This window comes from Gordonia sp. SMJS1 (assembly GCF_029866425.1).
GTDB lineage: Bacteria > Actinomycetota > Actinomycetes > Mycobacteriales > Mycobacteriaceae > Gordonia > Gordonia hongkongensis.
The window spans coordinates 2117153-2134864 of sequence record NZ_CP123381.1; the positions used below are offsets into that span (position 1 = coordinate 2117153).

The 17712-nt window shown below is 67.4% G+C and carries 13 protein-coding genes, 1 tRNA gene and 2 pseudogenes; 4 read left to right on the plus strand and 12 right to left on the minus strand.

What is annotated here, in order from left to right; translation table 11 throughout:
• Positions 1-4: 4 nt before the first annotated feature.
• The 3 genes and pseudogenes from cmrA to QAD21_RS09660 all read right to left on the minus strand — a co-directional run bounded on the left by cmrA (position 5) and on the right by QAD21_RS09660 (position 3538).
• Positions 5-811: a mycolate reductase gene (gene cmrA / locus QAD21_RS09650; RefSeq protein WP_065629032.1), complete on the minus strand. Its 807-nt coding sequence runs from the start codon at positions 809-811 to the stop codon at positions 5-7.
• Positions 812-852: 41 nt separating this feature from the next.
• A pseudogene (locus QAD21_RS09655) lies at positions 853-2915 on the minus strand (NADPH-dependent 2,4-dienoyl-CoA reductase).
• Positions 2916-2989: 74 nt separating this feature from the next.
• Positions 2990-3538 (minus strand): PadR family transcriptional regulator, encoded by a 549-nt coding sequence (locus QAD21_RS09660; RefSeq protein WP_159370603.1) that lies wholly within the window; start codon positions 3536-3538, stop codon positions 2990-2992.
• Between the two features lie 137 nt (positions 3539-3675).
• On the opposite strand from QAD21_RS09660, the gene QAD21_RS09665 reads away from it, so the two are divergent.
• Positions 3676-4995, plus strand: a complete 1320-nt coding sequence (locus QAD21_RS09665) for a solute carrier family 23 protein (protein WP_137809305.1) — start codon at positions 3676-3678, stop codon at positions 4993-4995.
• A 145-nt stretch (positions 4996-5140) separates the two neighbouring features.
• On the opposite strand, the gene QAD21_RS09670 is transcribed toward QAD21_RS09665, so the two are convergent.
• From QAD21_RS09670 to QAD21_RS09680, 3 genes are all read right to left on the minus strand, one after another.
• The gene (locus QAD21_RS09670; RefSeq protein ID WP_159370604.1) at positions 5141-6832 is read right to left on the minus strand and encodes a hypothetical protein; all 1692 of its coding nucleotides are present in this window, start codon (positions 6830-6832) and stop codon (positions 5141-5143) included.
• A complete protein-coding gene (locus QAD21_RS09675) occupies positions 6832-7194 on the minus strand; it encodes a hypothetical protein (protein WP_159370605.1) in 363 nt (120 codons plus the stop codon). The genes QAD21_RS09670 and QAD21_RS09675 overlap by 1 nt, the downstream gene beginning before the upstream one ends.
• A 110-nt stretch (positions 7195-7304) precedes the next feature.
• Positions 7305-7378: transfer RNA gene (locus tag QAD21_RS09680), tRNA-Arg, on the minus strand.
• A 133-nt stretch (positions 7379-7511) separates the two neighbouring features.
• Between QAD21_RS09680 and QAD21_RS09685 the strand changes: the two genes are divergently transcribed.
• Positions 7512-9536: a cytochrome c oxidase assembly protein gene (locus QAD21_RS09685; RefSeq protein ID WP_137809308.1), complete on the plus strand. Its 2025-nt coding sequence runs from the start codon at positions 7512-7514 to the stop codon at positions 9534-9536.
• 13 nt (positions 9537-9549) lie between these two features.
• Here QAD21_RS09685 and QAD21_RS09690 read toward each other — a convergent pair whose 3' ends face one another.
• On the minus strand, positions 9550-10134 hold the full coding sequence (locus tag QAD21_RS09690; RefSeq protein ID WP_137809309.1) for a chorismate mutase: 585 nt from the start codon (positions 10132-10134) through the stop codon (positions 9550-9552).
• 159 nt (positions 10135-10293) lie between these two features.
• Between QAD21_RS09690 and QAD21_RS09695 the strand changes: the two genes are divergently transcribed.
• Positions 10294-10722 (plus strand): single-stranded DNA-binding protein, encoded by a 429-nt coding sequence (locus QAD21_RS09695; protein ID WP_058250025.1) that lies wholly within the window; start codon positions 10294-10296, stop codon positions 10720-10722.
• A gap of 32 nt (positions 10723-10754) precedes the next feature.
• On the opposite strand, the gene QAD21_RS09700 is transcribed toward QAD21_RS09695, so the two are convergent.
• The 5 genes and pseudogenes from QAD21_RS09700 to QAD21_RS09720 form a co-directional block, all read right to left on the minus strand.
• Positions 10755-11168, minus strand: a complete 414-nt coding sequence (locus QAD21_RS09700) for an ATP-binding protein (RefSeq protein WP_159370606.1) — start codon at positions 11166-11168, stop codon at positions 10755-10757.
• Between the two features lie 40 nt (positions 11169-11208).
• Positions 11209-11547, minus strand: a complete 339-nt coding sequence (locus tag QAD21_RS09705; protein WP_058250027.1) for an STAS domain-containing protein — start codon at positions 11545-11547, stop codon at positions 11209-11211.
• The gene (locus QAD21_RS09710; protein WP_159370607.1) at positions 11547-13523 is read right to left on the minus strand and encodes a glycosyltransferase family 2 protein; all 1977 of its coding nucleotides are present in this window, start codon (positions 13521-13523) and stop codon (positions 11547-11549) included. Before QAD21_RS09710 ends, QAD21_RS09705 begins: the two co-directional genes overlap by 1 nt.
• On the minus strand, positions 13520-14752 hold the full coding sequence (locus tag QAD21_RS09715; protein WP_159370608.1) for a SpoIIE family protein phosphatase: 1233 nt from the start codon (positions 14750-14752) through the stop codon (positions 13520-13522). The genes QAD21_RS09710 and QAD21_RS09715 overlap by 4 nt, the downstream gene beginning before the upstream one ends.
• Positions 14749-15740 (minus strand): annotated as a pseudogene (locus tag QAD21_RS09720) (glycosyl hydrolase). Before QAD21_RS09720 ends, QAD21_RS09715 begins: the two are co-directional and overlap by 4 nt.
• A 269-nt stretch (positions 15741-16009) precedes the next feature.
• Between QAD21_RS09720 and ettA the strand changes: the two are divergent.
• Positions 16010-17683 (plus strand): energy-dependent translational throttle protein EttA, encoded by a 1674-nt coding sequence (ettA, locus tag QAD21_RS09725; RefSeq protein WP_065629023.1) that lies wholly within the window; start codon positions 16010-16012, stop codon positions 17681-17683.
• The last annotated feature ends 29 nt before the right edge of the window (positions 17684-17712 follow it).

A 17712-nucleotide genomic window follows, 5' to 3' on the forward strand; every position in this document is an offset into this window, starting at 1 on the left:
ACTCCTACTCCGCGCTGAACTTGCGGTAGAACCCACCGACGATCGGGGCCACCACCCCGCGCGGTGTGTACCCGCCGGCCACCGACATCGCCTTGGACAGGGTGCCTGGCACGACGCGCATCTTGTTGTGCGCCAAGGCATCCAAGCTCATCTCGGCGACCTTGGCCGAGGAGTGCCACAGGAAGTCCGGGACGACCTTGTCGACGATGGACGCCTCGTCCGGGGTGGGAGTGTGCGTACGCACCGGGCCGGGCGCGAGCAGGGTGACGTGCACGCCCTGCCCGCACACCTCGCCGCGCAGGGACTCGCTGAAGCTGTTCACGAAGGCTTTCGATGCCGCGTACGTCGCGTTGTTGGGAATCGGCATGTTTCCGGCGGCCGACCCGACCATCAGGATGCCGCCCGAGCCGCGCCTGACCATGTGCGGGAGCACCGCCAGGGTGAGGTCGTGGACCGCGTTGACGTTGAGCCGAACCTGCGCGCGTTCGTAGTCGGCGTCGAGGTCGGCGACCGGCCCGAAGGTCGCGATGCCCGCGTTGTTGCAGAGGATCGAGATCTCGCGGCCCGCGAACTCGGCGGCGAGCACTTCCACCTTCGTCGGGTCCGACAGGTCGACCGCGCGGACCTCGACCGAGACCTCGTGTGCCGTGCGGAGTTCGCCGGCTAGTTCCTCGAGAAGGTCGCCCCGACGGGCGACGAGGATGACCGAATGACCCCGGGCGGCCAGCGCGCGTGCGAGTTCCCGTCCGATCCCGGACGAGGCCCCGGTGACGACGGCACGGGCGGTGGCGGAGGGCGGCGGTACCGGCATGTCGCAATGGTAGCCGCCGCCTCTCGCGCCGAGACCGAGCGTCAGTCGATGCCGGCGGCGACCTCGGTGCCCTGCCGGATCGCGCGCTTGGCGTCGAGCTCGCCGGCGTAATCGGCCCCGCCGATCACATGCGTCGTGACCCCGGCCAGCGTCAACGGATCGACCAGATCGCGTACCGACTCCTGGCCCGCGCAGATCACCACGTTGTCGACCTCGAGCACGCGGGTGTCGGTGACGTTGCCCTCGTCGTCGCGGAAGCTCAGATGCAGCCCCTGGTCGTCGATCTTGTCGTAGGTGGCGCCGCTGATCTGCTCGACGCCCTTCATCTTCATCGTCGCGCGATGGACCCAGCCGGTGGTCTTGCCGAGGGACTTGCCCTGCTTACCGACCTTGCGCTGGACCAGGTAGACCTGACGCACCGGCGGAAGCGGCCGCGGCTTGGTGACGAAGCCGGGCTTCTCCGGATCCTCCGTCACGCCCCATTCCTGTTCCCACTCTTTGAGATTCATCGTCGGCGACTCGTCGGTGGTGAGGAACTCGCTGACGTCGAAACCGATGCCGCCGGCACCGATCACGGCCACGCGCTTGCCGATCTCCCGATGTCCGAGCACGGCGTCGGCGTACGACATCGCCATCGGGTGATCGACGCCGGGGAAGCTCGGGATGCGCGGCACGACGCCGGTCGCGACGATCACGTCGTCGAACTTCTCGGCGATGATCTGCTCGGCGTCGGCGCGGGTGTTCAGCCGGACCTCGATACCGAGCACCTCGATCTGACGGGTGAAGTAGCGGATCGTCTCGCTGAACTCCTCCTTGCCGGGAATGCGTGCGGCGATGGAGAACTGGCCGCCGATGGAGTCGCCGCCCTCGAACAGGGTGACCTTGTGGCCGCGCTTGGCGCCGGCGACGGCGGACGACAGGCCGGCCGGGCCCGCGCCGATCACGGCGAGGCGCTTGGCCTTTCGTGTCGGACCCAGGATGAGCGTGGTCTCGCGTCCCGCGATGGGGTTCACCAGGCACGACACGTGTTTGCCCACGAAGGCGTGGTCAAGGCAGGCCTGGTTGCAGCCGATGCAGGTGTTGATCTCGTCGGAACGACCCTCGCGGGCCTTGTTCGCCAGGTGGGGATCGGCAAGGAACGGCCGGGCCATCTGGATGGCGTCGACGCGTCCGTTCGCGAGGATCTCCTCGCCGAGTTCCGGGGTGTTGATGCGGTTGGCCGCGATCAGCGGGATCGAGACCTCGTCGCGGAGCCGTTCGGTGAACTTCACGAATGCCCGCGCGGCACCGAGGTGACGATGGTGGGAACCTGGGCCTCGTGCCAGCCGATGTCGGTGTTGATGGCGTCGACGCCGTACTGCTCGGCCTTGCGAGCCATCAGCGCGACCTCGTCCCAGGTCTGTCCCTTGCGGATCAGGTCGGCGATCGACTGACGCAGGATCACCGGGTAGTCGCGGGGGACCTGACGGCGGATCTCCTTGATGACCTCGACCAGGAAACGCTGGCGGTTCTCGGTGTTGCCGCCCCATTTGTCGGTGCGGTCGTTGGTGTGAGGGCAGAGGAACTGGTTGATGAGGTAGCCCTCGCCGCCCATGATCTCGATGGCGTCGTAGCCGGCCTTGCGTGCCAGCTTGGCGGACTGCCCGAACGACCTGATGACGTGGCGGATGATCGGCTCGGTCATCTTCAGATGCTTGAAGGGGTGTATCGGCGACGGATCGGTGCCGGGAGCGACCTTGAACGGCGTGTATCCGTAGCGGCCGGCGTGGATCAGCTGCATCGCGATCTTGCCGCCTTCGTCGTGCACGGCCTTGGTCACGCGCTTGTGGCGGGTCATGTCGACGACGTTGGTCATCTTGCCGCCGGCGAAGGCGAGCAAACCCGTCCGGCTGGTGCCGAAGCCGCCGGTGATAATCAGTCCCGCACCGCCTTTGGCGCGTTCGGCGAAGTACGCGGCCAGCTTGTCGGTGTCCCAGAACCGGTCCTCGAGACCGGTGTGCATCGAACCCATGACCAGTCGGTTCTCGATGGTCATGCCGCCGATCTGCAGGGGCGTGAACAGGTGCGGATAGTGCTGGTTCGGTTGTGCCGTCGGGGCTGACATGGCGCGACCTTTCATCTCGGTGAACCTGGGTGGACGGATTTGGCGGTTTCGAAGGTGTTGCGGGACTGGCTAACTCAGCTCTCGGTCAATTCCCGTTCGAGTCCGTGGATGACCTCGTCGCACCATTCGATGTATCCCTGCTCCTGGCGGATGCCGCCGCGGAGGACGAGGTACTGGTGCAGCTTGCGGCCGGTGAGCGTGTCGGGATCGGGGTAGTAGTCGGCCTGGAAGCCGGTGTAGAGCTTCAGTTGCGCGAGGTGCTCGTCGCGGTGGGCCTTGAGTTCGCCGACGATGGCGGCGAGGTCGCCGAACTCCGCGGCCCGCAGCTTCACGCCGATGTCGCTGCGGAGCGGTTGCAGTGGGGTCGGACTCATCGCCCAGTCGGCCAGGGCGTCGCGCCCGGCATCGGAGATCGTGTAGACCTTCTTGTCCGGACGACCGTCCTGACTGATCGACTCGACGCTGACCAGTTCGTCGTCGAGGAGCTTCTTCAGCGTCCGGTAGATCTGCTGATGCGTGGCCGACCAGAAGTAGCCGATGCTGCGGTCGAATTGCTGACCGATCTCATAGCCCGTTCCCGGTCGCTCGGCCAGCGACACCAGAATCGCGTGTTCGAGCGCCATGAGAGCAAGCTAACACTGCAACAACGCACTATGCAACAAGGTGTATATGAGTCGAGTTGCATATCGGCGGCGGCGACGCCGACCGAGGAAGACCCGAAGTGAGGCGTCGTCAGCATCCGTGCCGCACACTGTTCGGCATGGGTGAACCGGAGACGAGGTCTCGGAATCTGCTGTCCTGGAAGCTGACCGACAACGCGGTCGTGGCACCGGAGGAACGGCTGACCTGGCCGCGGACGGTCAGCATCGGTCTGCAGCATGTGGTCGCCATGTTCGGCGCGACCTTCCTCGTCCCGGTGCTGACCGGATTCCCGCCGTCGACGACGCTGTTCTTCTCCGGCGTCGGCACGATTCTGTTCCTGCTGATCACCCGCAACCGCCTGCCCAGTTACCTGGGTTCGAGTTTCGCCATCATCGCGCCGGTGACAGCCGCCGTCGCCTCCGACGGGGCGTCGTCGGCGCTCGGGGGACTCGTGGCGGTCGGCGCACTGCTCGTCGTCATCGGGCTCATCAGTCATTTCGCGGGTGTGCGATGGATCGAGACCCTGATGCCACCTGTCGTGACCGGCGCGATCGTCGCCTTGATCGGGCTCAATCTGGCGCCGGCGGCCAAGAACAACTTCGTCGCCGATCCCGTCCTGGCGACGATCGTGCTGGTGCTGCTGGTGGCCTCCGCGGTGCTGTTCCGCGGGCTGCTCGGTCGCCTGGCGATCTTCCTGAGCGTCGTGGCCGGATATGTCCTCGCGCTGATCCTCGACCGGATCGACAGCGACAACGACTACATCGACACCTCCGCCATCGGCGACGCTGCCTGGATCGGACTGCCCGACTTCCAGACGCCCACGTTCGACCTGGGTGTCCTGCCGTTGTTCCTGCCCGTGGTGCTGGTGCTCGTCGTCGAGAACATCGGCCACGTGAAGTCGGTCGCGATGATGACCGGCAAGGACTACGACGCGACCATGGGTCGGGCGCTGGCCGCGGACGGCGTGGCCACGATGCTGGCCGGCAGCGGCGGTGGGTCGGCCACGACGACCTACGCCGAGAACATCGGTGTGATGTCGGCGACCAAGGTGTACTCGACGGCGGCCTACTGGGTGGCCGGCGGCGCGGCGATCCTGCTCGGACTGTCGCCCAAGGTCGGCGCCGTGATCGCCGCGATCCCCCCTGGCGTGCTCGGCGGTGTCACGACCGCGCTCTACGGTCTGGTCGGTGTCATCGGCGTCCAGATCTGGGTGACCAACAAGGTCGACTTCTCCAAGCCGATAAACCAGTTCACCGCGGCGATCCCACTCATCATCGGCATTGCCGACTACACCTGGCAGGTCGGCGACCTCGTGTTCGCCGGCATCTCGCTGGGCTCGGTCGCGGCACTGGTCATCTATCACTCCATGCGCCTCATCGGCGGGTGGCGGGGGACGGTGGACGTCGGCCGGACGGGCACTCACCACGGCGACGCATAGGTGTCCGACCGACGAACCTCAACTCGACTGATGGACTTCGATCGAGGTCCAGGAGTCGAGTTGAGGTTCGCAGGTGGACGGTCGCGAGGGGACCGGGATGGAACAGACGACTACTCGGAAGCCTGGCGTGTGTTCGAGTCGCGGCTCACCACGGCAGCCGTAGCGGGATGTCGGGAATCGGCCCCGGCAGGTCGATGTCCCCGTCGGCGCGATCGTTGACGAGATAGAGCCACCACAGGGGAGCGGGTGCGCCGACCGGTGGCGGGAGTTCGGCGACGTCGGGCTTGCGAGGGACGTAGAGGTCGGGTTCGGCGCCGACGATGACCTTCACCATGTTCTGGAAGGCCGTGGATTCCGTGTCGTTCCAATAAGCACCGTGGGTGACCAGACCCCCGTCGACTGTGCGCTCGTCGAGCTCGACTGTGCCGGTGTCGAGCCTGATCACGCCGGGCGCGGTGTCGGGGTCGTGGCCGTGCGGGTTCCCGGGAAAGGACTGGACGTAGTGGATCGGGTCGCCCGGGAAGGTCAGCGAGTATCGATCCACGCCGTCGGGATGCGGCGTGTCGTAGATGCCGGTGCCCGCCGACGACGCGTAGATGACGCGGTCGGGGGACAGGCCGAGTTGTTCGGCCGATCCCACGACCGACCCGCCGTAGCTGTGACCGATGTAGGTGGTGGTCGCACCGGGAGCGAGGTGCACGATCTCGGCGTCGAGTTCGGAACCGAACAACTCCAGGCGGTGCGCCATGGCTACGGCGAAGCTCGGACTCGCCGCCGCGCGGAGGTCGGGCGGGAGGTCGCCGTCGAGGTAGAGGAACACCGGTCCGCCGGTGCGTGCCGCGAGTTCGGCTGCGGCCGTGCGGTTGTGGCCGACCACGGTGTCGAGGTTCGTGCCGGTCCCGGGCACGTAAATCGCCGTGTTAGGAGCACCGGGCCGCAGCGACCCGATCATCTCGACGATTCGTCCGCGCGGAGTGTTGACGAAGGTGATGAAGGTCCGCTCGACGAGTCCGTCGTCGCCGCGGGGTGTCTCGTCGGCGATCGGGTCGGGGCGGGGCTCGAGGAGTCCGCGCAGGGTCCGAGCTCTTCGGCCGTGCCCGCGGCCGGCCGACATCTCGTCGAGAAGTGCGTTGCGGATGTTGATTTCGTTGGCCTGGGCGCGGATCGCGAACGGGACACCCGGTAGGTTCCCGATGACATGCGGGTCGGCCTGCACCAGACGTCGGACGTCGTCGGCACCCATCTGTTCGATGACGTCGCGGACCTGGGTCGGCGTGAGCGTCTCCAGCATGCGGACGGCCTGATCCGCGTCCATCTCGGCGCCCCCGGGCAGTGTGACGTCGGGTTGACCCGCCGTCATCGACGCGAGGTCGGCCGCGAACGTCTCGAGTCGTGCACCGTAGCGCTCGTCGAGGGCGTCGACGGTGTCGAGAGCCTCGGCGATGGATTCCGCGAGAAGGGCGGCCTGACCGTCGAAGTCACGCTCAGGATGGGTCACCTCGCCGTCGTCGAAGACGGTGAAGCCCAGCCCCTCTGCTCCCCGGACGACACCAAGTGCGAAGTCGCGGGCGTAGCCGAGGTCGGCGGCGGCATCGGTGGCCTCGTCGGCGATCATCTGCACCACGTTGCGGACCTCGCCGGCATGATCGTGTTCCGCCCAGATGGCCTGGTGCGCAGCATCATGCGTGGCACCCGACCACGTCGAGGCGTCGTCGAAGGCACGCACCGCGCGACCGATGCCGGTGTCGATGCACTCGGCCAGCGTCGAGGCAGCGGACCCGGTGGCGGCGATCGACTGCGGATCCCACGCGCGCAACTGCGAGAGGGTGGGTCGCATCAGCGGTTCCGAAGCGAGCGGAACCGGGTGCCCGACCGCGCGTCGGCGTCTGCCGTCGTCGCGTCGAACGTCCGCAGCATCAGGCTCATCGTCGTCAGGCGTTCACCGATGGAGTCCACCGCCGACCGTGCGGGTCCGATCGTGGCGGCGAGGGCACGCACGACGCGACTCGAGGGTCCGAGCGCCGCGCCGACGGCCTCGACATCCGCGGCGTGGATCGCGATCGCGGCGGCCCGCCAGGTGCGCGCGATGCCCTCGACCTCGGCGGGATCGACACCGAACAGCGATGTCTCTGAGTGATTGTGGGTTCGCCGGCCAGGTGACAGCGGCGGGAAACCGGACAAGGAGCGGGGGAGCGTCATGATCCTCCAGGGAGTCGCGACCCACCGAGGTGTGGGGCAGGACTATGACGCACGGCGTGCCCTGAACGGTTCCCGATCCACTTCGAGCGGTCGGCGACAGGCACATGACGTGCCCCCGGCAGGACTCGAACCTGCGACCTAGGGATTAGAAGGCCCTTGCTCTATCCACCTGAGCTACGGAGGCTGACCGGCGAGCGTGACGTGGCGCACGAGCGGCCGGGCAGAGAGAGTCTACGACACCGTCGTCGCTATGCCGTGCGCCACGGCGGGCCACGTCGAATTGGGATCACGTCAGTGGCCGGTCCTACAGTTGGAGGATGACCCGCACGTCGACGCCCGCCTCCGCGGAGCAGCATCGCGACGCGATGAACGAACCGCGCGGCGTCGTCACCGCGATCCTGTGGGCATCGGGTTGGCTCGCCGCGATCGTCGCCGTCGCCGTCACCGCGATCTCCGCGGCGTCGGCGCTCCGGTTGACCGGTGTGCCCGATCCGGGGCCGCTGACCACCTACGGCGCACCTGCTCTGACCGCGATCGGCGAGTTCGCCGCGGCGATCGCGCTCGGGTCGGCCGTGTTCGCCGCGTTCTTCGTGCCGCCCCAGGCGAGCGGCGTCCTCGACGTCGGGGGTTACCGCGCCATCCGGATCGCGGCGGCGAGCGCGCTGACGTGGTCGGTCTCCGCTCTGCTGTCGATGCCGTTCTCGGCGTCGGAGGTCAGTGGGGCGCCGCTGGCGGAGGCGATCCGCCCGGCGAACCTGCTGACCGCCTACGGCCAGGTCGCGGAGGTGCGCACCTGGTTCTGGACCGCGGTGTTCGCACTGGTCGCGGCCATCATCGCCCGGATGACCCTGCACTGGGGTCCGACCATCGCGGTCATCGCGTTCTCCGTGTTCAGCCTGATGCCGTCCGCGCTCGCGGGCCACTCCTCGTCGGGTGGCAACCACGACGTCGCCACCAACAGCCTGATCCTGCACATCATCGGCGCGACCCTGTGGCTCGGCGGTCTCGCCGCGGTCGTGGTCTACGCCCTCGCCGACGGACGATGGCGTGCCCTGGCGGTGCGCCGGTTCTCGCGCGTCGCGTTCTGGTGCATCCTCGTCGTGGGGGCCAGCGGTGTCGTCAACGCCCTGGTGCGGGTGCCGCTCGGCGACCTGTTCACCGACACCTACGGCCGTCTGGTCGTGGCCAAGGTGGTGGCCCTGGTCGTGCTCGGCGGACTCGGCGCGTGGCATCGTCGTGTCACCATCGCCCAACTGGACGCCGACGACAAGCCGTCGCTGTTCGTCCGCTTCGGACTGGTCGAACTCGCCGTGTTCGCCGCGACCTTCGGCCTGGCCGTCGGCCTGAGCCGTACGCCGCCTCCACTCGTGGACACCACCCAGATCTCGGCGACCGAGAACGCGATCGGTTACGACCTCGACGGGCCGCCGACGTTCGTCCGCCTTCTCACCGAGTGGCGCTTCGACCTGATCTTCGGGCTCGCGGCGATCGTGCTCGCCGTCGTGTATCTCCGGGGAGTCATCCGCCTGAGGCGCCGGGGTGATGCCTGGCCGGTCGGTCGCACCGTCGCGTGGCTCCTCGGGTGTCTGCTGCTGTTGCTGGCGACGTCATCGGGATTGGGCCGCTACGCCCCGGCGATGTTCAGCATCCACATGATCGCGCACATGCTGCTGTCGATGATGGTGCCGGTCCTGCTGGTGCTTGGTGGCCCGGTCACGCTCGCCCTGCGGGCACTGCCGCCGGCCGGTCGGGGCAATCCGCCGGGCCCGCGCGAGTGGATTCAGCTGGGCGTGCACTCGGCGCCGTCCCGGATCCTGACGCATCCGCTGATCGCCGCGGTCATGTTCGTCGGCAGCTTCTACGTTCTCTATCTCGGCGGTCTGTACGAGTCCGTGGTTCAGTACCACGCGGCGCACCTGTTGATGAATCTGCACTTCCTGATCAGCGGCTACATCTTCTACTGGCTGGTGATCGGCATCGACCCGGCCCCGCGTCAGGTGTCACCCGTGGCAAAGCTGGGCCTCGTGATGGCCTCGATCCCGTTCCACGCGTTCTTCGGCATCGCCCTCATGATGACGACCGCGGTCATCGCCGAGACCTACTACCGCGGGCTCAATCTCCCGTGGAACTACGGCCTCTTCGACGACCAACGTGTCGGGGGCGGAATAGCCTGGGCCGCAGGCGAGATCCCCCTGGTGGTGGTCCTGCTCGCGCTGTTCGTGCAGTGGCAGCGCAGCGATACGAAGCTGGCGCGACGCTTCGACCGCAACGCGGACCGCGACCACGACGCGGACCTCGGCAGCTACAACGAGATGTTGAAGGAACTCAACAAGCGCGGTTGAGCGGCAACAGGTCTCAGCCGGACCCCGTCGACACCGTGCATACCGACGACCCGGCCTGGATCAAGGCGCCGGTGTGCAGGGGATCGAAGCCGAAATCGGCAGCGGTGCGGCCGGTCGCAGTGATCAGCTCTGGGGGACACCGGAAGCTCGTCACGAGTTCGCCTGCGGCGGCAAGCTGGTCGACGATGGCCACGGTGAACTCGTTGATCGCGGTCCGGACCGGACCGAGATCGGACGTCGCAGGTGGAGCAGTCTGCCCAGGCAGCCGCCACTGCGCAAACAGTCCGCGTTGGACGGTCTTGCTAGCCTCGATCTGATTGCGGAACACACCGCGTACGTAGGCGGGGTCGAGACCGCGGTCGGTGGCCAGCTGCGACACGGTGTCGAGGACCACCTGTTCGCGCGCCGGGTCGTCGATGGCCGCGCCGGACGCCCATTTCGTCGCGGCGACGGTGTCAGCCAGTGCGAGCCGGCCCGCGATCGCCTCGGTCAGACCGGTCAATGTCGGCGAAGCGACCGGCGCAGCGCCTGCGAGGGGCGGGGCAACCAGCATTGTTGCCGCTGAGATGAGACCTACCAGGAGCCTTCGGATGCGCACCCTGCGAAGTGTATGGGCGGCGAGTGTCAGGTGCATCGCGATCTGTGGGTAACCCGTCGAGTTCTCCACAGTCGTGCGGCCTCGACGGTTGACGGCCCCGCTGCGGGTGATGCTGGTGCGGCCACACCTTCCCGTGGCCGACAACCGTAGGAGACGACCATGTTTGAGACGTACACGACCGTCATCGGAACCGTAGTGTCCGATCCCCGTCGGCGGCAGACGACCACCGGGGAGGACGTGATCTCCTTCCGCGTGGCGTGCACCTCGCGGCGGATCGACAAGAACACCGGCGAGTGGTCGGACGGACCCACGTTGTACCTGACGGTCAGCTGCTGGCGGCGCCTGCTGACCGGGGTCGGCCTGGCGATCGCCAAGGGTCGACCGGTGATCGCGCACGGTCAGATCAAGACCAACGAGTACCCGTCGGCGGACGGCTCACGTCGCTCCGATCTCGAGATGACGGCCGTGGCCGTCGGACTCGACCTGAGTCGCTGCGTCGTCACTTATCGGGGCACGCCCGCCCAGGGGCGCGCGGCCGACGCGCCGGTCGTCGCAACCGCGCCCGAGACCCGCGAGTCGGCGGCGTGAACGCACGATCGTGGGGTTGAGCCGATTACGACTCAGTCCGAACGGTTCCGGACCAGTCGCCAGTGGTTCTTGCCGTCGGCACGACGATAGGCGAGTTCGTCGAGGACGTTGATCGCGATGGCCAGGCCGCGGCCACGCTCGGCGAAGTCGTCGGGCAGGTTCACGGCGTCGAGATCGACGCGGGCGGGACTGCCGTCGTCGGAGTAGCGGGCTTCGATCCGGTCCGGTGCGACCTCCAGCTCGAGGCGCAGGGTGACGGTTGCGCCGTCCCCGGCGTGTTCGATGATGTTGGCGCCGATCTCGGCCACGGCGAGCTCGAACTGCATCGCGTCCATGTCGTCGATGGGGCACTCCGCGAGGAGATCGGCGAGGAGTGCGTGGATGTGGTCCATGGTCTCGAGCGAGGTGATCTCCTCGAGGGTGCGGGTCGCGGTGTTCTCGGTCATCGCCGGGTCCTCGATCTCTGGGTGAGTGGGACGGGTCCCGTCAGGCCCCGTCGAAGGCGTCGTCGGCCGACGGGTGGACGCGCAGAACGCGATTGAGATTGGTCAACTCCAGGACGGTGACCACCTGCGGCGTCGGGGCCGCGATCCGGAGGTCGCCGCCGGCCTGGCGTGCCACCTTCAACCCGGAGACGAGTGCGCCCAGGCCCGAGGAATCGATGAAGTCGGTGCCGGACAGGTCGACGACGATCCGGGCCGAACCGGACCCGACCAACTCGTGCAACTGGTCTCGGAGTCGCGGGGCGACAACCATGTTGAGCCGGCCCTCGGGCCGGATCGCCACGGCGCCGCCGTCGACGCTACGTGTTGCGAAATTCGCCATCACTGCCCTTCCTCATCGGGACCGCGGTACCGCACCGCGGTGATGACAACGCTCAGGATCACCAGATCGAACACTACCCAGAACAGGTTCACGCCGACGCCGAGAACGGAGACGGCGCCCCGGTACAGCTGCACGACACCGATGACCGAGGCCACCACGAGCAACGCCATCGCGATCAGCTGTGGCCGAACGATGTGCCAGGGCAACGCATCCTGCGACTGCTTGGTCTTCGGGGTCACCGCGAAACCGAGTGGACGGTTCATGTAGACGTTGCGAAATGCGGTGGTGCACGCCTTGATCCAGACGGGGAACAGAGCGAGGCTGTACTGCTGGCCGCGCCACGTCGGCGTGCCTCGTGCCACCACCAGGAACAGTATCTGGTTGACCACCAGGAACGGGATCAGCCGCAGGAAGAAGTCCCAGCTGTAGGCCTCGACCGGCAGGATGCCCAGCACCAGGTAGACCACCGGTGCCGCGATGTAGGCGATGGCCGCGAAACCGGCGAGGTAGCTCCACATCGTCGCCCAGTACATGAGTCGCTGGGTGAGGGTGAGGCCCTTCTGTACCAGCGGGTTCTCCCGCAGCATCACCTGGATCGTGCCCTGCGCCCACCTAAGCCGTTGCGTCACCATGGTTTTCAGGTCCTCCGGCGCCAGGCCGAAGGCAAGATTCTCGTGATGGTAGGCGGAGTTCCAGCCGAGGGCGTGCAACCGCATACAGGTCGCCATGTCCTCGGTCACCGAGATGGTGGCCAGGGGCAGCATGGGCTGGGCCTCGTCGGATCGCCCGACGTCGACCGCCGCGACCATGGCGCGGATGGATTCGATGGCGCCGAGCGGCGACCACTCGCGCTCGGCGAGGACCGCGAGTGCGTCGTAGTCGACGGCGCCGGCACCGGCTTCCTGCTCGCTCAGCTCGGTGAGCGCCTCGATGGCCTCGAGGTCGGCGCGCATGGCCTCGACGTCGGCGTCGACGAGCCCGCGTGCCGCCTCGTCGACGCGCGCCTGGAAGCGATAGGTGATCTCGGCCAGTGGCTCTTTCTTCTTCAGCTGCGCGCGAGCGTCTTTCACGGCCTCGTCGACGGCGTCGAGCGCGGCCGAGGCGGTGGGGTTGTCTTTCCCGACCTGCTTGCGCGTCGACTTGAGGACAGAACGCGCGGTGCGCAGGGCGCGATCGATGCCGTCGGAGACGGCGGAGACGTACTGGGTGATGCCGAGCTGCATCAGCGCCTCCCGGCGCAGCACGGCGTTGGATCCGCAGAAGAACGCGGCGTTCCACCCGTCCTTGCCCTGCTGGATCGGCCCGTAGAACAGCGGAGCCTGGCTGCCGAGCGGGTCCCCGGGCGGCACGTTCACGAAATACTGCGGCGTCTGGACGAGGGCCATCTTGTCGTCGTGGAAGTAGCCGAGCGTGCGGTCGAGGATCTGCGGTTCGGGGATCTGATCGGCGTCGAGGATGAGGAGGAACTCGCCGTCGGTCTGCATCAGGGCGTTGTTCAGGTTGCCGGCCTTGGCGTGTCGTGGTTTGTCGAGCCAGTTCGACGATCGCGTGATGTACCCGATGCCTGCCTGGGCCGCGGCCTCGGCGAGCTCGGGTCGATCACCGTCGTCGAGGATCCACGTGGTGTGCGGGTAGGTGATCGCCTTCGCCGCGACGGCGGTCTTCATCACCAGATCCAGGGGTTCGTTGTAGGTGGTGATGAAGACGTCGACGGTGGCGCCCTCGGGCGGGGGAGGCGGGTCGGGGCGATGCTGCAGTCGCCACATCGTCAGCCCGAACAGCAATGAGTCGATCAGGCTGTACGTTTCGGCGACGACCAGGGGAACCGCGATCCACCAGGCGTCCCAGTTCACCGACGCCAGCCAGCGCCACACGATGTAGTTGATCCCGAGGATCGCGGCGGCGACGATCAGCAGTCGCAGCCATGGCGACGGAGCCGTGCGCGCGAGGGTGGCCTCCTCGACGCTCTCGCTCATCCGGCGTCGTCTCGACAAATGGCCACGACGGTCACATCGTCGATCGGCGGCCGTGAGGCGACCAGTTCGCTCACCATCGAGCACACCTCCGACGGGGTCGAGGTGTCGGCGAAGAGTGCCCGCAACGCCGACTCGTCACCAGACGGTAGGAGGTCGAGCAACCCGTCGGAGGTGATGACGACCATGTCCCCGGGATCGAGGTGGGCCCGGGCGGAGTCCCAGGTGTCGTCGCGCAGGATGCCGATCGGCAGACCGCCCCCGGGGAGCGACTCCACATCTCCGGCGGCCCGGCGGACGATCGACAGGCCATGGCCGGCGTCCACGTACTCGAGCTGCCCCTCGTCGGTGTGCAGGCGTGCATGGAACGCGGTCGCGAACGTCTCGGTGCCGGCGAAGTCGTCGGCGAGCTGATCGGCCACCGTCCCGACCACCTTCGCGAGGTCGGCGTCGGCCGCACCATGTCCGGCGGCGTCGAGTGCGCGGGATGCGGCTCGGATCGCCGACCGGACCGTCGCCGTGAGGATCGCCGCGCCGAGTCCCTTCCCCATGACGTCGGCGACGGTGAACACCAGGCCGTCGCTCCAGGGGTAGTGATCGTAGAAGTCCCCGCCGACGGCGAAGGCGGGCAGGCACATCGCCGCGATCGACCATCCGGGGACGACTCCGAGGGGCGGCGGCAGCAATTGACGCTGCACCAGTGCCGCGCGTTCCAGGTCGTCGCTGTTCGCGATCTCCCGCTGCGCCCATGCGGCGAGCTCGCGGAACGCCGCCTCCTGATCGGTGGTGAGTTCCCGCGGCCGGGTGTCATAGAGACAGAAGGTCCCCACGGGATGTCCGCCGGGGCCGTACAGCGGATATCCCGCGTAGAAGCGGATTCCGTCGTCGGCGGCGATCTGCGGGATCGCGGCGAAGGCCGGGACCTTCGAGACGTCGGGGATGATCAGCGCCGGATCGTCGGGGTGGTCATAGGCGCGCGCGACCGTCACCTGGCAGACCGTCTGTTCCCGCGGCAGGTTCTGCAGCTCGATGCCGTCGACCGCCTTGAACCACTGCCGGTCTCGGTCGAGCAGCGACACCGTCGACATCGGTACGCCGAACACGGCTTTCGCCATCCGGGTGATCTGCGCGAACCGATCCTCCGGGGGCGAGTCGAGGACGTTCAACTGCTGCATCGAATGCAGTCGTGCCTCTTCGATGTCGGCATCGATGTGCGCGTCCACCAGGGTCACCTCAGTCCCGCTTTCTCGAGTGCGTGCGCCATCGCGGCGCCCGCTGCTGCCGTGCTGCCCAATCTCCAGTCCGCTTCTTTGTCGTGGTCGAACCAGACAAAGCCGGTAACGTCGTCGGCGTCGTCGAGGTAGGTCACCAGGTCGGCGATCCAGTCGGCTTTGGAACCACCGGCTTCTGTCGACCCGACCTCTGTGACGAGTATCGGTTTCTCGGAGGACAAGTTACGAAGCTGTGCAAACGAATCGGCGAACAACTCCGCCGGCGGAGTCCATCGGTGGCCGGGCACCGCGCCCCAGTTGTAGCCGTCGATCCCCAGGACGTCGACGTAGGTGTCGCCCGGGTACCAGCGTGACAGCGGAGCGTCGTCGGAAAGGGGGACATTCGGGGCCCACACCCACTTCACGTTGGTCGCGTTCTTGGACGCGAAGAGGTCGTGGACATGGCGCCACGCGGCGATGTACAGCTCGGGGGAGGTCCCGCCGGCGGGCTCCACGGGTACCAGTCGCCGTTCGGCTCGTGCGCGAACCGGAGGTAGACGATCCCGCCCCAGGAAACGAGTTCGTCGGCCCAGCGGTACAGGTAGTCGTCGTGGGCTCCGGCCACGATCGACGACATCGTGAACGCGCCCCAGTCGTAGTCGTCACCGCCGAGGTGGCGCCACGGCTCCCAGGTGACCACCGGTTCGGCACCCGAGGCGACCACGGCGTCGAGTGCGGCGATCGGGGGGATCGCGGTGAAGTCCTCGAAGAACAGGTTGACGGTCGGCCGGACCCCGACGAGGTCGGTGACCGCGGCGACCTCGGCCGGGCGGAGCGGGCCGCTCGGGGTGCTGACACCGAACCGCAGGCAGTCCCCGGCCGGGCCGTGCAGGGGAGAGATGGTCGGCGGACACTCGCGCGGCGCCGGCTCGCAGGCGACGACGCCCATCGACCCGACCATGACACCCAGGACCACGGACACGATCGTCCATCTGGGTACCGCACCCATCGACCGCTCCCATCGCCTCGCCGCCGCACACCGGCACGGCGCTCACCCATTCCCCCGTTCTCGTCCCCACGACATTCTCTCGGCAAACCTGCCCACCCGCGCGTCAACCGCGAAAGACGTGCACCGAACCGGCGCAGACGCACCGGACCGTCGCCCGGCATGCGACGGCGACTAGGCTTGTCCCCATTGTGTGTGCGCCCGGGCGCACACCCCCCGCGTCCGCGGCAGACAGATCACACGGCATCGAGCAGGTCCGAAGGAGTTTTCACGTGGCTGAGTTCATCTACACGATGAAGAAGGTTCGCAAGGCGCACGGCGACAAGGTCATCCTCGACGACGTCACCATGTCCTTCTACCCGGGCGCCAAGATCGGCGTCGTGGGACCCAACGGCGCGGGCAAGTCGTCGATCCTGAAGATCATGGCCGGCCTGGACCAGCCGTCGAACGGCGAGGCGTTCCTCGACCCCGACGCAACCGTCGGCATCCTCCTGCAGGAGCCGCCCCTCAACGAGGAGAAGACGGTCAAGGAGAACGTCGAGGAGGGCATGGGTGAGATCAAGGTCAAGCTCGACCGCTTCAACGAGATCGCCGAACAGCTCGCGACGGACTACTCCGACGAGCTGATGGAAGAGATGGGCAAGCTCCAGGAGGACCTGGACAACAACGACGCCTGGGACCTCGACTCCCAGCTCGAGCAGGCGATGGATGCGCTGCGCTGCCCGCCGGCCGATTCGCCGGTCACCCACCTGTCCGGTGGTGAACGTCGCCGCGTCGCACTGTGCAAACTGCTGCTGCAGAAGCCCGACCTCCTGCTGCTCGACGAGCCGACAAACCACCTCGACGCCGAGTCGGTGCTGTGGCTGGAGCAGTTCCTCGCGAACTACTCGGGAGCAGTGCTGGCCGTGACCCACGACCGGTACTTCCTCGATCACGTCGCGCAGTGGATCTGTGAGGTCGACCGCGGCAAGCTGCACCCCTACGAGGGCAACTACTCGACCTACCTGGAGAAGAAGGCCGAGCGTCTCGAGGTCCAGGGCAAGAAGGACCAGAAGCTGCAGAAGCGGCTCAAGGAAGAGCTCGCCTGGGTCCGCTCCGGCGCCAAGGCCCGCCAGACCAAGAACAAGGCCCGCCTCGCACGCTACGAGGAGATGGCGGCCGAAGCGGAGAAGACCCGCAAGCTCGACTTCGAGGAGATCCAGATCCCGACGCCGCCGCGCCTGGGCGACGTCGTGGTCGAGGTCTCGCACCTGGACAAGGGCTTCGAGGGCCGGGTTCTCATCAAGGACCTGTCGTTCACCCTGCCGCGCAACGGCATCGTCGGTGTGATCGGTCCGAACGGCGTCGGCAAGACGACCCTGTTCAAGACGATCGTCGGCCTCGAGCAGCCCGATTCGGGCACGGTGAAGGTCGGCGAGACGGTCAAGCTGAGTTACGTCGACCAGAGCCGCGCCAACATCGACCCCAAGAAGACGGTGTGGGAGGTCGTCTCCGACGGGCTCGACTACATCGAGGTCGGCCAGAACGAGATGCCCTCGCGCGCCTACGTCAGCGCCTTCGGGTTCAAGGGCCCTGACCAGCAGAAGCGCTCGGAGGTGCTCTCCGGTGGTGAGCGCAACCGCCTGAACCTCGCGCTCACCCTGAAAGAGGGCGGCAACCTGATCCTTCTCGACGAGCCGACCAACGACCTCGACGTCGAGACCCTGGGCTCGCTGGAGAACGCGCTGGAGCAGTTCCCCGGGTGTGCCGTGGTCATCAGCCACGACCGCTGGTTCCTCGACCGCACCTGTACCCACATCCTGGCGTGGGAAGGCAACGTCGAAGAGGGGCAGTGGTTCTGGTTCGAGGGCAACTTCGAGGCCTACGAGGCCAACAAAGTGGATCGCCTCGGCGCCGACGCCGCCCGCCCGCACCGGGTCACGCACCGCAAACTGACTCGCGATTAATCCCGGTTCCGCCCGGCGCGGGTGACTAG